We start from the raw sequence: 17,625 nt of genomic DNA on the forward strand, positions 1-17,625 counted from the left end.
GCTGAAGAGCCCGGCAGTGAAGTCCGGCTGTGAACCTCCCCGGTCCGGGCGGTCCCTGTGAACCTCCCGGTCCGGGCGGGTCCCTGTGAACCGCTGTCCCGGCGGGTTCGCCGTGAACAGCCGGCCTGAGCGGATCCGCTGTGAACCGGTCGGTTCCGGCGGAATGCGCCGTGAACCGCCCTCCAACGTACGGGAGGTCCGCCAGCCTTGCTCCAGTTCCCCGGCGATCCGGCCGTTCACCTCGCGGTGAACCCGCTGGACGCGTCCTCACTGCTCGCCGCCTTCGGCGCGCTCGGCATCGCCGTGGTGCTGTTCGCCGAGACCGGCCTGCTGATCGGCTTCTTCCTGCCCGGCGACTCGCTGCTGTTCACCGCCGGACTGCTCTGCGTGCCCGGCGTGACCAAGGGGCCCCAGCTGGAACTGTGGCAGGTGCTGCCCGCCGCCCTGGTCGGAGCACTGGGCGGGGCCCAGGTCGGCTACCTGATCGGCCGGCGCGGCGGCCGGTCGCTGCTGCGCCGCACCAGGCGGAAGAGCCTGCTGAAGGGCGCCGCGCGGGCCGAGGAACTGCTGGCGAAGTACGGCCACGGCAAGGCGATCATGCTCGCCCGGTTCATCCCGGTGGTCCGAACGGTGTTGAATCCGCTGTGCGGCGTGCTCGAAGTGCCGGTCCGCTCGTTCACCCTCTGGCAGGTCGTCGGCGGTGCGGTCTGGACGGTCGGCGTGGTGCTCGCCGGGTACGCGCTCGGATCGTCGGTACCCGGGATCGACCAGTATCTGCTGCCCATCATCGGTCTGGTAGTAGTTGTCTCCGTGTTCCCCATTGTTCTCGAACTGTTCCGCGCCCGTAAGGCGCCACGTCACGGAGGTGACGCGTGATGTCCTCACGGGCCCTCGCCGTCTATGACGGCAGCGGCATCGACGGCAGCCTCTACACCCGCGTCAACGGGTGGGCGCAGTCGGCCCCGCACTGGCTGGACGAGCTGATCAAGGTCTGGTCGGCGATCGGTCTCGGCCTGTTCGCGATCTTTATGCTCTGGGCGTGGTGGCGGGCGCGCGGCGCGGACTCCGCGGTGATGGCCAAGGTGCTGGCCTCGCCGGTGATCGTGGTCATCGCCTACGTCGTCAACTCGGGGCTCAAGGGCATCGTCGAGGAGGTCCGGCCCTGCGCGCAGATCCCCGGCAGCGTCTCGCTGGAGACCTGCCCGGGCACCGGGGACTGGTCCTTCCCGAGCAACCACTCGGTGATCGCCGTCGCCGCCGCGGCCTCGCTCTGGTTCGTCAACCGGCGGCTCGGCTGGGTGGCCGGCCTGTTCGCGGTGCTGATGGCCGCCTCCCGGGTCTGGGTCGGCGTGCACTACCCGCACGACGTGGCGGTGGGCGCGCTGGTCGGCCTGCTGGTCGCGGTGGTGCTGGCACCGGTCGCCGGGCGCTGCGGGCCACTGGTGGACCGGATGCGGACCGGCGCGCTGCGGCCGCTGCTCGGCCCGGGGGTGCCGCCGCTGGTGAGCCACGGGCACTCGGCGTACGGGGCGCAGCGGCACTGAGACCGTCGGGTGCGGCGGCGCTGATCGCGCTCGTTCCACCCGTTCCGCGACCCTTGTTCCGCCGGGGTGGCGGGTAGAGCATGTGAGCCGGGCGTGGGGCCTCCTCAGGGGGCGCCCGCCCGGCTCAGTCGTGCTCGGGGCGCGAGGGCGCCGGGCGTGCCAGCGGAGGGAGTGCCGAATGCCGTACAGACTCGACATCACACAGGGGGACTGGCCGGGCGACTTGCTGCACAAGGGCGTCGAGGGCCTGCTCGCGGAGGCCATGGTGCTCACCCTCGCCACCGCCGGCCACGAACACGGACCGCACGCCAACCTCGCCTTCTTCGCCCACGACGACGACCTCGTCCTCGCTTCGTCAGCGAGCGCTCCACCCGGCACAGCCACCATCTCGCCGAGGAGGCCCGGGCCGCCGCCACCGTGTTCCTGCCGCCGCCCGCCTTCGGCGAGCAGCTGCGCGGACTGCAGCTGACCGGCAGCGCGGGCGAGGCCTGGGGGCGGCAGGCGCAGGCGGCGCTGGCCGCGTACCAGGGGCGCTACCCGTCCTTCGCGCAGGACGAGGAGGTCCGGCGCCAGTTCCTCACCGGCGGCGGGGCGGCGGCGCTGTACCGGTTCCAGGTGGAGGAGCTGACGGCGGTGGACGAACCGAACTTCGGCCGGCGCAACTACCTGCGGGCGCGGGTGGTGCGGTCGTAGGCCCCGCGGGCCTTCGTCGGCGGCTCCGGCCGGGCCGAGCCGCCGACGGCACTGCCGCTCAGGTCGCGTCCAGCGCGTCGAGCGTGGCCGGATCGAGGTCGACGACCGGGACGCGAGACAGATGGTCCGACAACTGGCCCAGAGGGACGGAGATGCCGTCGAGGTCGATGTGCTCCTCGACGTAGAAACCGCCTCCGCGCCCGTAGAGGAGCAGGAGCGGGTCGTAGGGGTCGGGCAGCTCGGGGAGGACGACCTTCGTCTCGCGGCGGAACGTGGGCCAGTGCACGGCGCCTCGGCAGGTCTCCCGGATGGTGCGACGCCGGACGGCGCCGGAGAGGTAGGCCTCCAGGTCGGCGGCAACGTCGGAATCGGCGCGGACGGTGGGGTCGATGTGCAGGGCGATGTCGAAGAACGGCCAGAGGCCTGCGGCGTCGAAGGCGTCGGCCCAGAGGGCGGACCGCCGCAGGTACTCGCGCATCAGAGCGGCCCGGGAGCGGAGGTGGGGCTGTGCGCCGTCCCAGTCGCTCCACTCGACCGCACGCAGGCGATCCAGAATGAGACGCGACGGATTCGTCACTTGACGTTCACCCCGTTCCTGCGCAGCTCCTGCTTGATCTCGGAGACCACGGTATCAATGTTCGAAAGGTCGTCCGCGAGCGGCGTCTTGGGCGGCGTCAGCCCCAAGCGGGTCTCCCAGGGGCGGAAATGGCCCTCCACGGAATGCGGCGCCAGATCATGGGCGCCGGCCTTGCTCACGTCCTGCGGGAACAGCTTGTCGTGCGCCTCGTTCCAGACGTCCGGATGCTCCGATACGTAGGGAAGCCCTCCCCTCATCAGCTCGCTCTCGATGTACTCATGGGCCATCAGGGAGCGGAACTCCTTCAGGCCGGCGGCGTCGAGTTTGCCCGCGTGAGCGTCCTGCCAGATCTCCGCGATGTCGTCGCGTGGAGTGAAGAGCCCCCGCTTCGTGTCCAGCGGGCCGACCGCCACCGTGTGCTGCTCCCGGAACAGGTGGGACTTGACTTGGCGGAGGACGGACGGGTCGATGCCGGTGTTCTCGGAGATCTTCGGGAGGTCGACCTTGTTGGGGGTCGCGCGGACCTTCTCGTACACCCCGCCGGCGAACTCCGACGGCTCATGAACCCATCCGGCGCCGCCCCAACCCTCGGTGTCGGGGAACGGAGTCTTGCTCCGGCCGGGTGCGGCGGCGCCGCCGACGGCGCCGAGGACGAGGTCCAAGGGCATGACGGGGCCGGTCTTGAAGGCGGTGTCGTAGCCGTAGGTGAGGCCGGCGCCGGTGACCATGCGGCCGGGGAGGGTGTCGGCGGCGTTGGCGACCTTGGCCAGGCCGGCGAGGGCGACGGAGGCACTCTCCGCGCGCTCGGCGGCGTTGGCGACGACGCGGGCGCCGGCGCCGAGGCCGGCACCGGCGCCGCCCATGATGCCGCCGGTCTTCTCGGCGTCGACGGCCTCCTTGAGGCTGTAGCCGCCGTCGTCGTAGAACTCGACCCGGATGGGCTGGGCGACGGCGACGTCGACGGCGATCGCTTCGACGGCGCCGAACACGACGCCGGTGAGGACGGTGGCGGCGATCATGGCGATGGTCTCGGAGACGGCGACGCCGAGGCCGGCGGCGGTGGCGACGATGCCCGCGGCGGCGGTGACGGCGACGCCTTCGGAGATTCCGACGGTGAAGAAGGCGAGGGCGGTGCCGGCGACCAGGGTCGCGCCGACGATCGCGGCCTCCTCCTCCAGTTTCTTGATCGCCTTGTCCACCTCGGCGGCGAAGTCGCGCAGGGCTTTGGCGAGGCTGCGGCAGGCGGTGGCGGTGTCGGGGAGCCAGCCCTTGCCCTGGCCCGCGCTGTCCTTGCCCCCGTAGTACTGGCCCCAGAACGTGCCGAAGGCGTCGATCGCCGGGCCGTGGTTGTTGGCGACGATCGCGGCGGCGGCCTGGTTGGTGGGCGCGGTGACGTTGTCGATGGCGGTGGCCATCGCCTCCCACGCGTCGGCGACCTTGCGGAGCTTGTCCGGGTCCGCGTCGGGCCACCACATCCCGGTGAGCTTGCGGACGGCCTTCGCCGCCGTGGACTCACCCACCCGCCGCCCCCGTCCGGAAGGGAGCGCCGGTCATGGCGTCATGTTCTTGCGAGCGTGGTTGTCGGCGTCGGTGTGGTTGTCGGCGTGGGCGACCAGGCCGTCGTGGATGCTGGTGAGCCCCTTGACCAGGACGTCGAGCGCGGAGAGCACCTTGTCGTGCGGGCCGTTGTAGGCCTGGGCGAACTCGTTGCCCTGCTTGTCGCCGCCCCACGGGCTGCCGGCCTCGGTGAGGCTCTGCTTGAGCTTGTCGAGCGCTTCCTTGAGCGCCTTGCTCTGGTTCTCGAACGTCGGCGCGGCGTCCTTCAGGTCCCCCGGCCGGATCTTGAACTCCGGCCCGCCGGCTTTCGCCCCGTCGTCCGCCACGGTCTCTCCCCCCGTCCGTCGTCCATCTGACGTGCGATGGGGAAGAAGACTCGGCGGGGCGGGCGGGTTCCAGATGGTTCGTGTGACGAGCAACACTTTGCCGTAGCTGGGCATTTGCTTGACCGGGCCATGGGGTGGGCTGGATGTCAGCGGCGCCAGAAGCCGCGCTTCTTCGGGGTGACGAGCTGCACGACCGACGCGACGAAGAGTTCGGCGACGGGGGAGGGCCCCGGGCCGTGGTTGAGGTGGCTCTCGGTGGTCCACTCGCCGAGGACGGTGCCGGGGCTGCCGTCGAAGGGGTTGAGTGCGTGCTCCAGGGTCACGTAGCGGACGGTCCGGCTGCCCTGGGGGTGGACGGCGGCGACGAAGTGGGCCTCGGTGGCGCCGACCGGGCTGGGCAGGGTGACCAGCAGCATGTGGTGGCCGTCGACCGACAGGTGGCGGCAGTCGAGGCCGTGGGTGGGTAGGCGGTCCTCGGGCGGAAGGGTCCCGCCGAGGTCGTCCCAGATCTTGGTGACGACGGGCAGCAGGCTGCCGCCGTCCGGGGCCGGGGTGGCCACGCGCGGGCCGAACTCCAGTACCTGGCGGGCGAGCTCGCGGTGGACGAAGCGGTAGTGGTGGGGCCGGGGGTTCGTCATGGGCAACACCGTAGCGAACGGCTCGGAGCGGGAAGTCGGCCCGTCCGACTTCCCGCTCCGGTCGGCGAGTTGACCAGCTGTCTTGTGACATGACGATCCGTCAGAGTCCGTCAGAGTCCGTCAGGGTCCGTCGGGATCTGTTCGGAAATCGACGGTCACTGGCTGCCCTTGAGGTTGAGCACGACCACCCCGACGATCACCAGCGCGATCCCCAGCCACTGCAGCCGCCCGAGCGACTCGCCGAAGGCGAGCACGCCGATCCCGGCGACCGCCGCCGTCCCGGCCCCCGACCAGACCGCGTAGGCGACCGAGACCGGGATGTGCTTGAGCGCGCGGCCGAGCAGCAGGAAGGAGAGCGCGTAGCCGATGCCGACCGCCAGGCTCGGCCAGAGGCGGGTGAACCCGTCGGTGAGTTTGAGGCAGCTGGTGGCGCAGACCTCGCTCAGGATGGCGAGGGCGAGCAGGACGTAGGGCATGTCGGTGTCAAACCGCCGGGGCGGCGGTGAGCTTCCCGAGCAGCGCGAGGTCGGCCTGCTCCAGGCTGGCGAGCAGCGTGATCCGCTTCCCGTCCGGTATCGGCGTCGCGGTGGACGGCACGGCGAGCACGGCGCAGCCGGCCGCGCTCGCGGAGGCGACCCCGGTCGGGGTGTCCTCGACGGCGAGGCAGACGGCCGGGTCCAGGCCCAGCCGCTCGGCGGCGGCGAGGTACGGGTCGGGGGCGGGCTTGGTGCGCTCGGTGTCCTCGGCGGCCAGGGTGACGGCGAACCAGTCCCGGCCGATGGCGGACAGCACGAGGTCGACCACCCGGCGCGGGGAGGCGGAGACCAGCGCGGTGGGCACCCGGGCGTCCCGCAGCGAGGCGAGCAGGGTGAGCGCGCCGGGGCGCGGCACCGTCTCGACGGCGACCTTGCCGGCGAAGGACTCGCCCAGCCGGGCGGCGAGTTCGGCCTCGTCGAGGGTGGTGCCGCTGACCCGGTGGAGGTGGGCGGCAGTGTGCTCGACGGCCTGGCCGAGCACCTCGGGGGCGTCCTCGTCGGTGAGCGGGTGGCCGAGTTCCTCGGCGATCTCGGCGGCGGTCTGCCACCACAACTGCTCGGTGTCGACCAGGGTGCCGTCCATGTCGAAGAGGACGGCGGCGGGCAGGGCGGCCTCGGACGAGGCGGCGGATTCGGGCAGGACGGATTCAGGCATGGCGGTACCTTCGGTGGTTCTCAACGTCGGAGCAGGGACGTGCAAGGCTCTCAGGCCGGGCGGCGGTCCACCAGCACGGGGCGCTCGGGCAGGGTGAGCTCGGCGCGCGAGCCGGCCGGCAGCGCGGCGGTGGCCTCGGTGGGCAGGTCGGCCTTGACCTCGGTGCCGTCGTCGAGGCGGACGGTGAGCCGGGTGACGGCGCCCAGGAAGGACGCGGAGACCACCAGCGCGGGGCCGTTCTCGGCGGGTGTCAGGGTGACGTTCTCCGGGCGGACCAGCACCTGCAGCTCGCCGTCGGCCGGGATCTCGCCGTCCACCGTGTGGCGGCGGCCGAGCACCTCGACGCCGTCCGAGGTGCGGGTGCACGGGATGCGGCTCATGGTGCCGACGAACTCGGCGACGAAGGCGGTGGCCGGCCGGCCGTACAGCTCGGACGGGGTGGCGCACTGCTCCAGCCTGCCCGCGCGCAGCACCGCGACCCGGTCGGCCATCGACAGCGCCTCCTCCTGGTCGTGGGTGACGAACAGGGTGGTGATGCCCAACTCCTGTTGCAGGCGCCGGATCTCCTCGCGCAGCTGCAGCCGGACCTTGGCGTCCAGCGCGGACAGCGGCTCGTCGAGCAGCAGCACACGCGGCTGCAGGGCGAGCGCGCGGGCGAGCGCGATGCGCTGCTGCTGGCCGCCGGACATCTGGTGCGGGTAGTGCTCGGCGCGGTGCGGCAGGCCGACCAGCTCCAGCAGCTCCTGGGCGCGCTTGCGGCGGTCGGCCTTGCCGGCGCCGCGCATCCGCAGCCCGAAGGCGACGTTGTCCAGCGCGGTCAGGTGCGGGAAGAGGCTGTACGACTGGAACACCATGCCCGCGTCGCGCTTGTGCGCGGGGATCGCGGTGATGTCCTGGCCGTCGACCAGGACCTCGCCCGAGTCGTGCTGCTCGAAGCCGGCCAGGATGCGCAGCGCGGTGGTCTTGCCGCAGCCGGACGGGCCGAGCAGGGCGAGCAGTTCGCCGGGGTGGACGGTGAGGTCCAGGCCGTCGAGGGCGGTGGTGGCGCCGAACGAGCGGCGCAGCGAGCGGAACTCGACGGTGGCGCTGCCGGGGGCGAGCGCGACGCCGGTGACGGGGGCGGGGGCCGTGGTCATGGCTGGTGACTCCTGGAAAACGTGGGGCGGTTCAGGACCGTAAGGGCGGTGCGCTCAGGAGCGCGCGGCCTTGCGGCCGCGGCCGACGGCGGACATCAGCAGCAGGACGACCCAGACGATCAGCAGGCTGAGCATCGAGACCGCGACGGACATCTGGCCGTCGCTCTTGCCGTTGGAGTTGATCCACACCGAGAAGGGGGCGAAGCCGAGGATGGAGGCGGTGGTGAACTCGCCGAGCACCAGGGCGACGGTGAGCACGGCCGCGTTCAGCAGGGCGCTGCGCAGGTTCGGCAGGACGACGGTGAACACCGCGCGCAGCCAGCCGGCGCCGCAGTTGCGGGCGGCCTCGACCAGGGTGACGACGTCCACGCCGCGCAGCCCGGCGTCGATCGCCCGGTAGGCGAAGGGCAGCGCCATCAGCACGTACGCGATGACCAGGACGATCGGGAAGTCCGGGTTCTGGATCGCCACGATGGTCTGGAACAGCGGGGTGTCCTGCAGGTAGTCCGGGCCCCAGCGCAGTACACCGATGATGCCGGTGGTGAGCGCCACCACCGGGACGACCAGCGGCATCGAGCACATCACCTCGATGACCGGGCGCAGTCTGGGCGCGCCGAGCCGGGCGGCGAGCATCGCCGGGACGAGCAGGAGCAGCAGCACCGCGACGGTGACGCCGGCCAGTTCGAGGCTGAGCACCAGGCTGTCGGTGAAGCCGGGGGCGTTCAGCAGCTCGGTGTAGGCGCGGAAGGTGGTGCCGCCCTTGTTGTCGTCGATGCTGAACCACAGCGAGGCGGCCATCGGCACGGCGAAGTAGACGGCGCAGACCAGCAGGACCAGGCCGCGGCCGAAACGGATGCGATCGATCAGGCGAGCCACTTGGCACTCCGGCGCTGAAGGGGCAGGTACACGGCCATCACCAGGCAGGCGACCACGATCATGTCGAGGCCGAGGGCGAGGGCGAGGTTGCCCTGGCCGACCAGGACGTTGCCGGACAGTGCGTCGCCGATCTGCATCGAGATCAGCGGCACCGAACTGCCCACCATGGCCTCGGCGGTGGCGTACGCGGCGAAGGAGGCGCCGAACAGCAGCACGAAGCCGCCGAGCAGCGAGGGCAGCAGGACGGGCAGCGCCACGTGCCGCCAGTACTGCAGGGAGGTGGCGCCGTTGTTGTAGGCGGCCTCGCGCCACTGGACGCGCAGGCCCTCCAGGGCCGGGGTGATGGTGATGACCATCAGCGGGACCAGGAAGTAGAGGTAGACCACCGAGAGGCCGGAGAAGGTGTAGAGGCTCCAGCCGTGCTTGGTCAGGCCGAGCTTCTTGGTGACCTCGCCGGAGTTGCCGAGGGTGGCGACGAACATGAAGGCGAGCGGCACGCCGCCGAAGTTGGCGAGCACGCCGGAGGCCGACATCACCGCCTCGCGGAACATCCGGAACCGGGAGGTCGCCACGGCCTGGGCCAGCGGCAGGCCGACCACGGTGGCGATCAGCGCGGTCAGCAGCGAGAGCTTCACGCTGCCCCACAGGGCGGTCCAGTAGGCGCCCTGGAGGGAGCCGGTCAGGTTGGCGGCGGTGAAGGTGCCGCCGCCGTCGGGCGCGTCCGAGGAGGTGGTGAACGCGCCGATGGCGATCGCCACGGCCGGCAGGCCGAAGCCGATCACGAAGAACAGCAGGAGGGGGAGGGCGGCGAGCCAGGCTCGGCTGCCGCCGGCCCGGCGCTTGCCGGGGCGGGGGGCCTTGGCGGCCGTGGTGACGGGGGTGACGGAGCCGGCGATGGCGCCTCCGCCGCTCTGGGCGGCGGAGGCGGAGGCCGGCACCGGGGTGGGTGCCGTGGTCATCTCAGGTCAGCCCGCGATCGCCTTGGCCCAGTTCTCGGTCACGACCTTCTTGGCCGCGTCCGTCTGGTCCTGGGTCGGGAAGGTGGTGAAGGGCTTCTCGACCGGCGGGAGCTTGGCCGAGGCGGCCGCGTCCAGGGTGCCGGCGGCCTTCATGGCGTCGAACAGCGCCGGGGTGGCGTAGCCGCCGAGGAAACCGTTCTGGCCCTGGGCGCTGTAGAGGTACTCCTCCCACAGGCGGGCGGCCGCCGGGTGCGGGGCGTCCTTGTTGATCGCCTGGTTGTAGTACTGGGCGTAGGAGCCGTCCGACGGGATGGCCACCTGCCAGTCGATGCCCTTGTCCTTGAACTTGTCGGCGTAGCCGGCGTTCAGGTACGACCAGTCGATGCTGATCGGGGTCTCGCCCTTCTCGATGGTCGCCGGGGTGACCTCGACCGGGTTGAAGTTGCCGGTCTGCTTGACCTTGCCGAAGAAGTCGATGCCCGGCTGGATGTTGTCCAGCGAGCCGCCGTTGGCGAGCGCGGCCGCGTACACGGCGCCGAAGGCGGCACCGGCCTTGGTCGGGTTGCCGTTCAGGGCGACCATGCCCTTGTAGTCGGGCTTCAGCAGCTCGGCGAAGGTCTTCGGGCAGACGGACACCTTCTTGGCGTCGCAGCCGATCGACATGTAGCCGCCGTAGTCGTTGTAGCTCAGGCCGTTGGCGTCCTTCATGGTGGCCGGGATCTTGTCGAAGTCGGTCACCTTGTAGGGGGCCAGCAGGCCCTGCTTGCCGGCGCTGATCGCGAAGGCGGAGCCGAGGTCGACGACGTCGGGGGCGCGGTCCTGGCCCTTGCGGGAGGTGACCGCGTTGATCTCGTCCTGGCTGGAGCCGTCCGGGTTCTCGTCCTCGATCTCGATGCCGTACTTGGCCTTGAAGTCGTCCATCAGCTTGCCGTAGTTCGCCCAGTCGCGCGGCAGCGTGATGACGTGCAGCTTGCCCTCCTTCTTGGCGGCGGCGACCAGGCCGTCCATGCCGCCGAAGTCGGCGACCGAGGTGGCGGTCTTGGCGTTCTTGCCGCCCGCGGCGTCGCCGGACTTCGCGGAGGAGCCGGCGGAGCCGCAGGCGGTGAGGGAGAGCGCGGCAGCGGTCAGGACGGCCGCGAAGGCGGCGGAGCGGGCGCGGTGCACGGACACGGGTCAGTCTCCTGAGAAGGGGGAACTGCGAGTGGGCGTCTCGATCGGGGGATCTGGCGAGTGGCGGTCCGGAGTGATTTCCGGAGTCGTTTCCGGAGTCGTCCGGGCTACGGGGGCTGTTCGGAACCGTCCGAGTTGACTAGCCAACTTCGCTGACGGGGGTAAGTACGCCGCAGTCCGGTGACGGGAAGGTGAACAGACGGCCCAGAACCGGGGTCGGCTGCGGGAACGGTGGAATCCGGCCACCGGAGCGTGATCCGTTCGGTGCCATGCTTCGAAAGCGCAGCGGGATAAGGTCGGGCTGTCCGCGCCGGTACGGCTGCGCAGGACACTGCCCCAGGAGGGACATTGACTGACGTGGCAACCGAGCCCCAGCGCCCCGCCGCGACCGAGCCCCAGCGCCCCGCCGCGACCGAGGAGCGAACCTCCGGAGCCCTGTACCGGAAGGTGGCCGCCGACCTGCGCGAGGCCATCACCACCGGCGCGTACGGCGAGGCCGGCCGGCTGCCCGCCGAAGGCGCGCTGGCCGAGCAGTACGGCGTCTCCCGAGGCACCGTCCGCCAGGCGCTCGCCGTACTGCGCTCCGACGGACTGGTCACCTCCCGCCGCGGCACCCGCCGGGTCGTGCTCGGCGGCGCCCGGGTACAGAGCTTCTCCGAACTGCTCAGCTTCACGCACTGGGCCTACTCGATGGGCGAGGAGCCCGGCGGCATCCTCGACTCGCTGGTGCGCCGCCCGGCCGACGCCGCCGAACGCGAGCAACTGCGCCTGGAACCGGGCGCCGAGGTGTACGTGACGGTCCGACTGCGCACGCTCTCCGGCACGCCCGTGATGGTCGAGCGCACCGTCTACCCGCCGAGGGTCGGCGAGATCGTCGCCGAACTGCCCCCGGACGTGGTCTCCCACACCGAAGTCCTGCGCGAGCACGGCATCCTGTTCACCGACGCCGACCACACCATCGATATCGTCGCCGCCAACGCCGAGGACGCCCGACTGCTCGGCTGCCGCCGGGGCAGCCCGCTGCTGCGCGAACGGCGCCGGACCACCGACCCGACGGGCACGCCCGTGGAATGGTCCCAGGACCGCTACCTGCCCGGGACGGTGGCCTTCAGCGTGCACAACTCCCTGGCCACCTCGGCGCTTTCGCGGCACGCGCGGGAGATGGACTGAGCCACCTCCCGTGCGCTCCGCGTGCTTCGTGCGCTCTGCGGGGTCAGCGCATGAGGGAGGCGAGCAGCGGGCGGTAGTGGTCGAAGCCGGGGGTCGCGGCGCCGGCCACCTTCGCCTGCTCGTCCCAGCGCCGCACCGCCACCGCGTCCGTGGCGCCCGGGAGTTCGGCGAACTCGGTGGCCTGCCGGTCGGACATCGGGCCGCCCTGGACGGCCAGCGTGTACTCGGAGGCCTCGGACAGTCGCTCCCGGTATCCGGGCTCGACCGCGCACAGGTAGCGCTTGGCGGCCACGTGCAGCCGGACCGGCTCGGTGACCTCCGGGCCGAACCAGCGGGTCAGCCAGTCGGCGCCGGTGTGGCTGTGCCGATTGTCATGACCCAGCATCAGATCCACTCCGTGCAGGGCACCTTGGCCGTGCTCGTCAAAGAAGTGGCCGACGTCGTGCAGCAGGGCGGCGGCGACCAGGTGGTCCGGCGCGCCGGCGGCCTCGGCGGCAGCGGCGGCCTGCAGCATGTGCTCGGCCATGGTGACCTCCTCGCCCAGGTACTCCCCGGCGCCCTCGCCCGCGAACAGCCCGGCGATCGCGTCCAGGGCGGCGGTGCGGCGGTGCAGCACGGCGAGGGTGGAGGACAGCGAGTCCAGGTCGGCGTAGCAGCCCTGGAGGTGTCGGCGACCGTCCTGTCGGAACGCCGTACGGGCGTGCAGGAGACGGGTGTTGTCGAAGATCAGGCAGTCGCCGGGGCCGAGGCGGAAGGCGAGCTGCAACTCGGGGCGCAGGGTGATCGCGGCGAAGCGGCGGTAGGCGGCGTAGAAGGCTTCCCGGTCGCCTCCCCGGAGGGTGCCGATCGAGCGGTTGTTGAACCTGACCTCGCGGATCCGGCCGAGGGGGTCCACGTCGATCAGCGGACGGTCGGCACGCAGCTCGGTGCGGCGGTCGCGGAAGACGAAGGGGACGGGCGTACGGGTCAGCGTCGCGAAGTCCGCCGGTGACTCCGCCCGGAGCACCGCCGCCGCCTTGAACCCGTCCACCAGCCCGGAGTCCCCGCCGGTCGCCGCGTTCTCCAGGCAGTGCAGCAGCTGCAGCGTCGGCACCGGGTCGCGGTACGGGTTGTCGGTGTGCGGTGCGATCGCGGCGCTGGTGAAGGCGAGGTTGTTCGGGTCCGGCTCGACCCGGACGTCGAACAGCTCCCCGTAGTTGGTGACCCGGACGTACCCGAAGCTCTCCGCCACCCGCAGCACCTGCCCCGTCACGACCGGCACCCCGCGCAGCACCGCGAACCCGCTGCGGCGGACGGCGCTCAGGACGGCGGCCTGCTCGGCGGGGTCGGCGAGGTACGCCGCCCACTCCGCCTCGGGGATGCCGCGGGCGAAGTCCGCCGCCGCCCAGAGCCGCTTGCCGTCCTCGGTGCGCCCGTCTCCCTCGTCCGCCTCGTCGAGCCATTCCGGCGCGTACCGGGACCGGTGCCCGTCCGACCAGAGCACCTCCAGGTGCCCGTCGGTCTCGGTGCTCGCCGCGATGCTCAGGCCCTCCGGCAGATCGCCGATCCGGAACAGCTTCTGCCCGTTCCGGGGATCCCGGCACTCGGCGCAGGGGCAGTTGTCGCGCAGCCAGTACGGCGGCAGCTCGGTCATCGGTGGTCTCCTCCTCGGCGGCAGCCCTGCCGGTAAAGTTGTATAGCCAACTCGGCCTCCGGCAGGGAGCCTGCCGCTCCCCGGTGAGTTCCGCGTGCCCGTCGGATGAACGTCCGGGGAACTGTCCGTCGAGACCGCCGCCAAATCTCTTGTGCCCATGGCCCCGACCTGCTCGGATATGCCGGTGCTCGATCAAGATCAGACCCCGGCCGGTGACGTCCTGGTGGACGTCACCCCCGCCGCCCCGACCCCGCCCCCACCGCCGCGCTCCCGCCGCAGGCTCTGGCTGACCCTGGCCGCACTCGGGGTCGCCGGAGTCACCACCCTCGCTGTGGTCTTCGCCGACAACATCGCCGCCTTCGGTGCGTACCGCTACAGCCCGCCGAAGGACTTCCTGGGGGTGCCGAGCGTCCCCGCGGAACGGCTCCCCAAGATCTCGCCGCTCCTGGCCGATGCGAAGGTCAGCGGCTACCAGGCCGCGGACAGGACGCGGACCGTCCTCCTGGCTGTTCGCGAGCTGCCCTCCATCGCGCCCTCGGCCGAGATCGACCACATGACCACCCTGGCGAGCACCGGCCAGCACGTCGTGGGCCTGCGCACCGTCGATCCGGGCGACCGCGACGGCGTCATGAGATGCGGTCACGGCACCGACATGAAGAAGGCCGGGAAGCCCCAGGACCTCGGGTTCTGTACCTGGGTCGACGGCAGCATGGCGGCCATCTACGTCGAGCACTACGACGACATCACGCTCGACAGCGACACCCTCGCCGACCACGCCCGCACGTTCCGCCACCTCGCCGAGGTCCCGTCCTAGCAGGTCCGGCGCCTCACAGCTCCAGCACCAGGACATCGTGCTCCGCCGCGCCCTCCCACGGAACCGCCGCACCCACCCTGCGGTAGCCCCACGCCCGATAGGCGGCCTGGGCCGCCGTCGCCTCCGGCCGGCTGTTCAGCATCACGCGCCGGCTCTCCAACCCGTCCACCAGCGCGCGGTGCATCGCGGTGGCGACGCCCCGCCTGCGCCAGGCGGGTCTGGCGGCCGGTGGCGGTGGCGGCTGACTTCTCGGAGGCTTATCCGCTGATCGTGCGGCGGGGCGGGGAACTGGTCGAGGCGCAGGACGATACCCCGGTGGCGTTGTTGCGGAAGGGGAGCGGTCGTCATCGGCGGTCGCTTCCTCCGTCTGGCTGACAGGTGCGGGTCGGAGCGCGTTTTGGCGTGGGGGAGTTCGGCGTGTTGCGGCAGTGTCGGGATGGATTTTGTCCTGATAGGTGAGAGGCGGCCGGGCATGGCTCATGCCGATACGAATTCGAGTACGGGAGCCTCCGGGCATACCGGGCTCAAGCGCGAGGTCGGGGTCGCCGGGCTGCTGTGGGCCTCGGTCGGCGCGATCATCGGCTCCGGGTGGCTGTTCGGGGCGCAGAAGGCGGCGGTGGCGGCGGGGCCGGCGGCGTTGGTGTCGTGGGGGGTCGGCGCGGTGGCGATCATCCTGCTGGCGCTGGTGCACGCCGAGCTGGGTGGGCTGTTCCCGGTGGCGGGCGGGACGGCGCGGTATCCGCACTACGCCTTCGGCGGGTTCGCGGGGATGTCCTTCGGCTGGTTCACCTGGCTGCAGGCGGCGACGATCGCGCCGATCGAGGTGCAGGCGATGATCAACTACGCCCAGCACTGGTCCTGGGCGGACGGCCTGCTGAACAAGAACCTGACGCTCACCGCCGCAGGGTTCGTGGTCGCGGCCGCGCTGATGGGTGTCTTCGTCGCGATCAACTTCCTCGGCGTCAGGCTCCTCGCCCACACCAACAGCGTGGCCACCGTGTGGAAGGTCGCCGTCCCGATCCTGACCATCTTCGCGCTCGGGATCACCGAGTTCCACGGCTCCAACTTCAGCGTCCACGGCTTCGCACCGGACGGCGCCAAGGGCGTGCTCGCCGCGATCAGCACCAGCGGGGTGATCTTCGCGCTGCTCGGCTTCGAGCAGGCCATCCAGTGGGCCGGCGAGAGCCGCAACCCCCGGCGGGACATCCCCCGGGCCGTCCTGGGGTCGGTGGTGATCGGCACGATCATCTACGTCATGCTCCAGGTGGTGTTCATCGGCGCCCTGCCGCCGGACACCTTCGCCGGCGGCTGGGGCACGCTCACCTACCCCGGCATCAGCGGACCGTTCGCGGGCCTCGCCACCCTGATCGGCCTGGGCTGGCTGGCCACCGTCCTGTTCATCGACGCGATCATCTCGCCCGCCGGCACCGGGCTGGTCTACATGACCTCCAGCTCGCGGGTGACGTACGGCCTGAGCCGCAACGGCTACGCCCCACAGGCCCTGCAGTACACCGACAAGCGCTCGGTGCCCTGGCTGGGCCTGATCATCGCCTGGGTCGCCGGGGTGATCTGCTTCCTGCCCTTCCCGAGCTGGCAGCGGCTGGTCGGCTTCATCACCTCGGCCGTCGTGCTGATGTACGCGGGTGCGCCGCTGGCCTTCGGCGTGCTGCGCAAGCGGCTGCCGGGGATGGAGCGCTCGTACCACCTGCCCGGCGGCACGGTCATCTCGCCGCTGGCCTTCGTGGTGGCGAGCCTGGTCATCTACTGGTCGGGCTGGGACACCCTGTGGCGCCTCGGCCTGGCGATCGTGATCGGGTACGTGCTGCTCGGCGGCTACTCCGCGTACGCCGCGTCCAAGGGAGTGCCGAACGCGCCGCGGATGGACTTCAAGGCGGGGCAGTGGCTGCCGGTCTACCTGGTCGGGATGGGGATCGTCTCCTGGCAGGGCACCTTCGGCGAGGGCTCGCAGGGGAACCTGCCGCTGTGGTGGGACATCGGCGTCGTGGTGGTGTTCTCGCTGGTCGTCTACTACTGGGCGCTGGCGGTCGCGCTGCCCACGGAGGAGATCGAGCGGAACATCCGGGGCGTCGAGGTGGTGGACGCCGGCGGGCACTGAGGCGTCCCGGAGCGGGTGCGGCCCCCGGAGGACGTCCTCCGGGGGCCGCAGTGCTGTGTCCTCAGGCGTCGACGGTCGCGCTCCAGGCGGCCTCGGCGGCGGCCAGGGCCGGCTCCGCGGCGGCGTTCGTGGCCGTCGCCAGGCCGGTGAGGCAGGCGCGGACGGTGTCCAGCGTGGCCGCCGGTCCGTAGTGGTTGATCCGGAGCATGGAGGCGGCCAGCGCGCCGCCGCCCGGCTGGACGGGCAGGGCCGGGTCGAGGAGGGCGGCGAGTTCTGCCGCGTGCAGGCCGTCCGGGGTGCGCAGGGTGGTGGCGACCGGGGCGGCGTGGGCGTCCTCGGTGACGAAGGGGGTCAGGGTGCCGAGCGCGCGGACGCCGGCCCGGGTGGCGGCCGCGGCGGCGCGGTGGCGGGCGATGACGGCGGGCAGGCCGTCGGCGGCGATCCGGTCCAGGCAGGCGCCGAGCGCGAGCATCTCCAACTGGGCCGGGGCGTGCGGGAGTACGGCGCGACCGGCGTCGGTCCAGCGCTCCTTCCAGTCGAGCAGCGACAGGTAGGAGCGGCGCGGCGCGGCCGGGTTGGCGGCGATCCGCTCCCAGGCGCGCTCGGAGACCGAGACGGCGGACACCCCGGCCGGGCCGCCCATCGCCTTCTGGCCGCCGATCACGCACAGGTCGATGCCCCAGGCGTCGGTGAGCAGCGGCTCGGCGGCGACGGAGGCGACCGCGTCGAGCATCAGCAGGGCGCCGTGCTCGCGGACCACGGCGCCGATCTCGGCGACCGGGTTGGTGTTTCCGGTGGCGGCCTCGGCGTGGACGAGCGAGACGAAGTCGATCGCCGGGTCGGCGTCCAGGGCCTCGGCCACCTGCCGGGCGCTCACCGCGCTGTCGAAGGGGACGGCGAGGTCGACGACGGTCGTGCCGCAGGAGCGCAGCCAGTTGCCGAAGGTCTGCCCGTACGGGCCGGTGACGATGTTGAGCGCGGTGGAGCCCGGGTGCGCGGCGCCGCGGATCGCGGCCTCCAGGGGGAGGAGGGCCTCGCCCTGGGTGACGATGACGTCGGCCTCGGTGTGCAGCAGCGCGGCCACCTGGTCCTCGATCGCCGCGAACTCGGCGGCGCTGAGCGGGGGGAGGTCGAGGAAGGGACTCACGGCTTCACGGCCTTTCGCGGGCTTTCGTCTACGGGGTGGTGGGTGCCGGAACGAGTGTGCCGCATTCTTGCTGCTTAC

The 17,625-nt window shown here is 71.8% G+C and carries 21 protein-coding genes; 8 read left to right on the plus strand and 13 right to left on the minus strand.

Annotation, left to right across the window (positions count from 1 at the left end; all coding sequences use genetic code 11):
- The first annotated feature begins 207 nt into the window (after window positions 1-207).
- The 4 genes from ACZ51D_RS16575 (at window position 208) to ACZ51D_RS16590 (ending at window position 2,237) form a co-directional block, all read left to right on the plus strand.
- On the plus strand, window positions 208-876 hold the full coding sequence (locus ACZ51D_RS16575; protein ID WP_465662622.1) for a DedA family protein: 669 nt from the start codon (window positions 208-210) through the stop codon (window positions 874-876).
- The gene (locus ACZ51D_RS16580; protein WP_465662624.1) at window positions 876-1,544 is read left to right on the plus strand and encodes a phosphatase PAP2 family protein; all 669 of its coding nucleotides are present in this window, start codon (window positions 876-878) and stop codon (window positions 1,542-1,544) included. The genes ACZ51D_RS16575 and ACZ51D_RS16580 overlap by 1 nt, the downstream gene beginning before the upstream one ends.
- 178 nt (window positions 1,545-1,722) lie before the next feature.
- Window positions 1,723-2,013, plus strand: a complete 291-nt coding sequence (locus ACZ51D_RS16585; protein ID WP_465662626.1) for a hypothetical protein — start codon at window positions 1,723-1,725, stop codon at window positions 2,011-2,013.
- Window positions 1,962-2,237, plus strand: coding sequence for a hypothetical protein (locus ACZ51D_RS16590; RefSeq protein WP_465662628.1), 276 nt, complete (start codon window positions 1,962-1,964; stop codon window positions 2,235-2,237). Before ACZ51D_RS16585 ends, ACZ51D_RS16590 begins: the two co-directional genes overlap by 52 nt.
- 58 nt (window positions 2,238-2,295) lie before the next feature.
- Here ACZ51D_RS16590 and ACZ51D_RS16595 read toward each other — a convergent pair whose 3' ends face one another.
- From ACZ51D_RS16595 to ACZ51D_RS16640, 10 genes are all read right to left on the minus strand, one after another.
- Window positions 2,296-2,814, minus strand: coding sequence for a hypothetical protein (locus tag ACZ51D_RS16595; RefSeq protein ID WP_465621018.1), 519 nt, complete (start codon window positions 2,812-2,814; stop codon window positions 2,296-2,298).
- Window positions 2,811-4,334 (minus strand): WXG100-like domain-containing protein, encoded by a 1,524-nt coding sequence (locus ACZ51D_RS16600; RefSeq protein WP_465621020.1) that lies wholly within the window; start codon window positions 4,332-4,334, stop codon window positions 2,811-2,813. Before ACZ51D_RS16600 ends, ACZ51D_RS16595 begins: the two co-directional genes overlap by 4 nt.
- 30 nt (window positions 4,335-4,364) lie before the next feature.
- Window positions 4,365-4,697: a WXG100 family type VII secretion target gene (locus ACZ51D_RS16605; RefSeq protein WP_465621022.1), complete on the minus strand. Its 333-nt coding sequence runs from the start codon at window positions 4,695-4,697 to the stop codon at window positions 4,365-4,367.
- A gap of 146 nt (window positions 4,698-4,843) precedes the next feature.
- Window positions 4,844-5,335: a hypothetical protein gene (locus ACZ51D_RS16610; RefSeq protein WP_465621024.1), complete on the minus strand. Its 492-nt coding sequence runs from the start codon at window positions 5,333-5,335 to the stop codon at window positions 4,844-4,846.
- A 155-nt stretch (window positions 5,336-5,490) separates the two neighbouring features.
- Complete coding sequence (locus tag ACZ51D_RS16615; RefSeq protein WP_465621026.1) at window positions 5,491-5,811, minus strand: DMT family transporter; 321 nt, start codon at window positions 5,809-5,811, stop codon at window positions 5,491-5,493.
- Between the two features lie 7 nt (window positions 5,812-5,818).
- Window positions 5,819-6,526: an HAD family hydrolase gene (locus ACZ51D_RS16620; RefSeq protein WP_465621028.1), complete on the minus strand. Its 708-nt coding sequence runs from the start codon at window positions 6,524-6,526 to the stop codon at window positions 5,819-5,821.
- Between the two features lie 50 nt (window positions 6,527-6,576).
- The gene (locus tag ACZ51D_RS16625; protein WP_465621029.1) at window positions 6,577-7,662 is read right to left on the minus strand and encodes an ABC transporter ATP-binding protein; all 1,086 of its coding nucleotides are present in this window, start codon (window positions 7,660-7,662) and stop codon (window positions 6,577-6,579) included.
- 54 nt (window positions 7,663-7,716) lie between these two features.
- Window positions 7,717-8,526 carry an ABC transporter permease gene (locus tag ACZ51D_RS16630; protein ID WP_396289799.1) on the minus strand — a complete coding sequence of 270 codons (810 nt, stop codon included), beginning with the start codon at window positions 8,524-8,526 and terminating at the stop codon, window positions 7,717-7,719.
- Complete coding sequence (locus ACZ51D_RS16635) at window positions 8,526-9,497, minus strand: ABC transporter permease (protein ID WP_465621031.1); 972 nt, start codon at window positions 9,495-9,497, stop codon at window positions 8,526-8,528. Before ACZ51D_RS16635 ends, ACZ51D_RS16630 begins: the two co-directional genes overlap by 1 nt.
- Before the next feature lie 6 nt (window positions 9,498-9,503).
- Window positions 9,504-10,667, minus strand: coding sequence for an ABC transporter substrate-binding protein (locus ACZ51D_RS16640; RefSeq protein ID WP_465621033.1), 1,164 nt, complete (start codon window positions 10,665-10,667; stop codon window positions 9,504-9,506).
- A gap of 435 nt (window positions 10,668-11,102) precedes the next feature.
- Here ACZ51D_RS16640 and ACZ51D_RS16645 point away from each other — a divergent pair, with 435 nt between their 5' ends.
- Window positions 11,103-11,837, plus strand: coding sequence for a GntR family transcriptional regulator (locus ACZ51D_RS16645; RefSeq protein ID WP_465621179.1), 735 nt, complete (start codon window positions 11,103-11,105; stop codon window positions 11,835-11,837).
- Between the two features lie 43 nt (window positions 11,838-11,880).
- On the opposite strand, the gene tmpA is transcribed toward ACZ51D_RS16645, so the two are convergent.
- The gene (gene tmpA / locus ACZ51D_RS16650) at window positions 11,881-13,470 is read right to left on the minus strand and encodes a 2-trimethylaminoethylphosphonate dioxygenase (protein WP_465662630.1); all 1,590 of its coding nucleotides are present in this window, start codon (window positions 13,468-13,470) and stop codon (window positions 11,881-11,883) included.
- 184 nt (window positions 13,471-13,654) lie between these two features.
- Between tmpA and ACZ51D_RS16655 the strand changes: the two genes are divergently transcribed.
- Entirely contained in the window at window positions 13,655-14,284 is a 630-nt protein-coding gene (locus tag ACZ51D_RS16655; RefSeq protein WP_465662632.1) for a hypothetical protein, read from the plus strand.
- Window positions 14,285-14,297: 13 nt separating this feature from the next.
- Here ACZ51D_RS16655 and ACZ51D_RS16660 read toward each other — a convergent pair whose 3' ends face one another.
- A complete protein-coding gene (locus ACZ51D_RS16660) occupies window positions 14,298-14,468 on the minus strand; it encodes a hypothetical protein (protein WP_465662634.1) in 171 nt (56 codons plus the stop codon).
- A 44-nt stretch (window positions 14,469-14,512) separates the two neighbouring features.
- On the opposite strand from ACZ51D_RS16660, the gene ACZ51D_RS16665 reads away from it, so the two are divergent.
- Together ACZ51D_RS16665 and ACZ51D_RS16670 are read left to right on the plus strand one after the other, a co-directional pair.
- Complete coding sequence (locus ACZ51D_RS16665; protein WP_465621041.1) at window positions 14,513-14,659, plus strand: hypothetical protein; 147 nt, start codon at window positions 14,513-14,515, stop codon at window positions 14,657-14,659.
- A 97-nt stretch (window positions 14,660-14,756) separates the two neighbouring features.
- On the plus strand, window positions 14,757-16,400 hold the full coding sequence (locus ACZ51D_RS16670) for an APC family permease (RefSeq protein WP_465621043.1): 1,644 nt from the start codon (window positions 14,757-14,759) through the stop codon (window positions 16,398-16,400).
- Window positions 16,401-16,461: 61 nt separating this feature from the next.
- On the opposite strand, the gene ACZ51D_RS16675 is transcribed toward ACZ51D_RS16670, so the two are convergent.
- On the minus strand, window positions 16,462-17,547 hold the full coding sequence (locus tag ACZ51D_RS16675) for a pyridoxal-phosphate-dependent aminotransferase family protein (protein WP_465621045.1): 1,086 nt from the start codon (window positions 17,545-17,547) through the stop codon (window positions 16,462-16,464).
- Window positions 17,548-17,625: the final 78 nt, after the last annotated feature.

The organism is Kitasatospora sp. NPDC033851, from assembly GCF_055576085.1.

Excerpts from the sequence above, each read along its gene's own strand:
- ACZ51D_RS16580 (WP_465662624.1), top strand. The coding sequence starts at position 876 with ATGTCCTCACGGGCCCTCGCCGTCTATGACGGCAGCGGCATCGACGGC.
- ACZ51D_RS16585 (WP_465662626.1), top strand. The coding sequence starts at position 1,723 with ATGCCGTACAGACTCGACATCACACAGGGGGACTGGCCGGGCGACTTG.
- ACZ51D_RS16610 (WP_465621024.1), bottom strand. The coding sequence starts at position 5,335 with ATGACGAACCCCCGGCCCCACCACTACCGCTTCGTCCACCGCGAGCTC.
- ACZ51D_RS16615 (WP_465621026.1), bottom strand. The coding sequence starts at position 5,811 with ATGCCCTACGTCCTGCTCGCCCTCGCCATCCTGAGCGAGGTCTGCGCC.
- ACZ51D_RS16620 (WP_465621028.1), bottom strand. The coding sequence starts at position 6,526 with ATGCCTGAATCCGTCCTGCCCGAATCCGCCGCCTCGTCCGAGGCCGCC.
- ACZ51D_RS16625 (WP_465621029.1), bottom strand. The coding sequence starts at position 7,662 with ATGACCACGGCCCCCGCCCCCGTCACCGGCGTCGCGCTCGCCCCCGGC.
- ACZ51D_RS16635 (WP_465621031.1), bottom strand. The coding sequence starts at position 9,497 with ATGACCACGGCACCCACCCCGGTGCCGGCCTCCGCCTCCGCCGCCCAG.
- tmpA (WP_465662630.1), bottom strand. The coding sequence starts at position 13,470 with ATGACCGAGCTGCCGCCGTACTGGCTGCGCGACAACTGCCCCTGCGCC.
- ACZ51D_RS16660 (WP_465662634.1), bottom strand. The coding sequence starts at position 14,468 with ATGCACCGCGCGCTGGTGGACGGGTTGGAGAGCCGGCGCGTGATGCTG.
- ACZ51D_RS16670 (WP_465621043.1), top strand. The coding sequence starts at position 14,757 with ATGGCTCATGCCGATACGAATTCGAGTACGGGAGCCTCCGGGCATACC.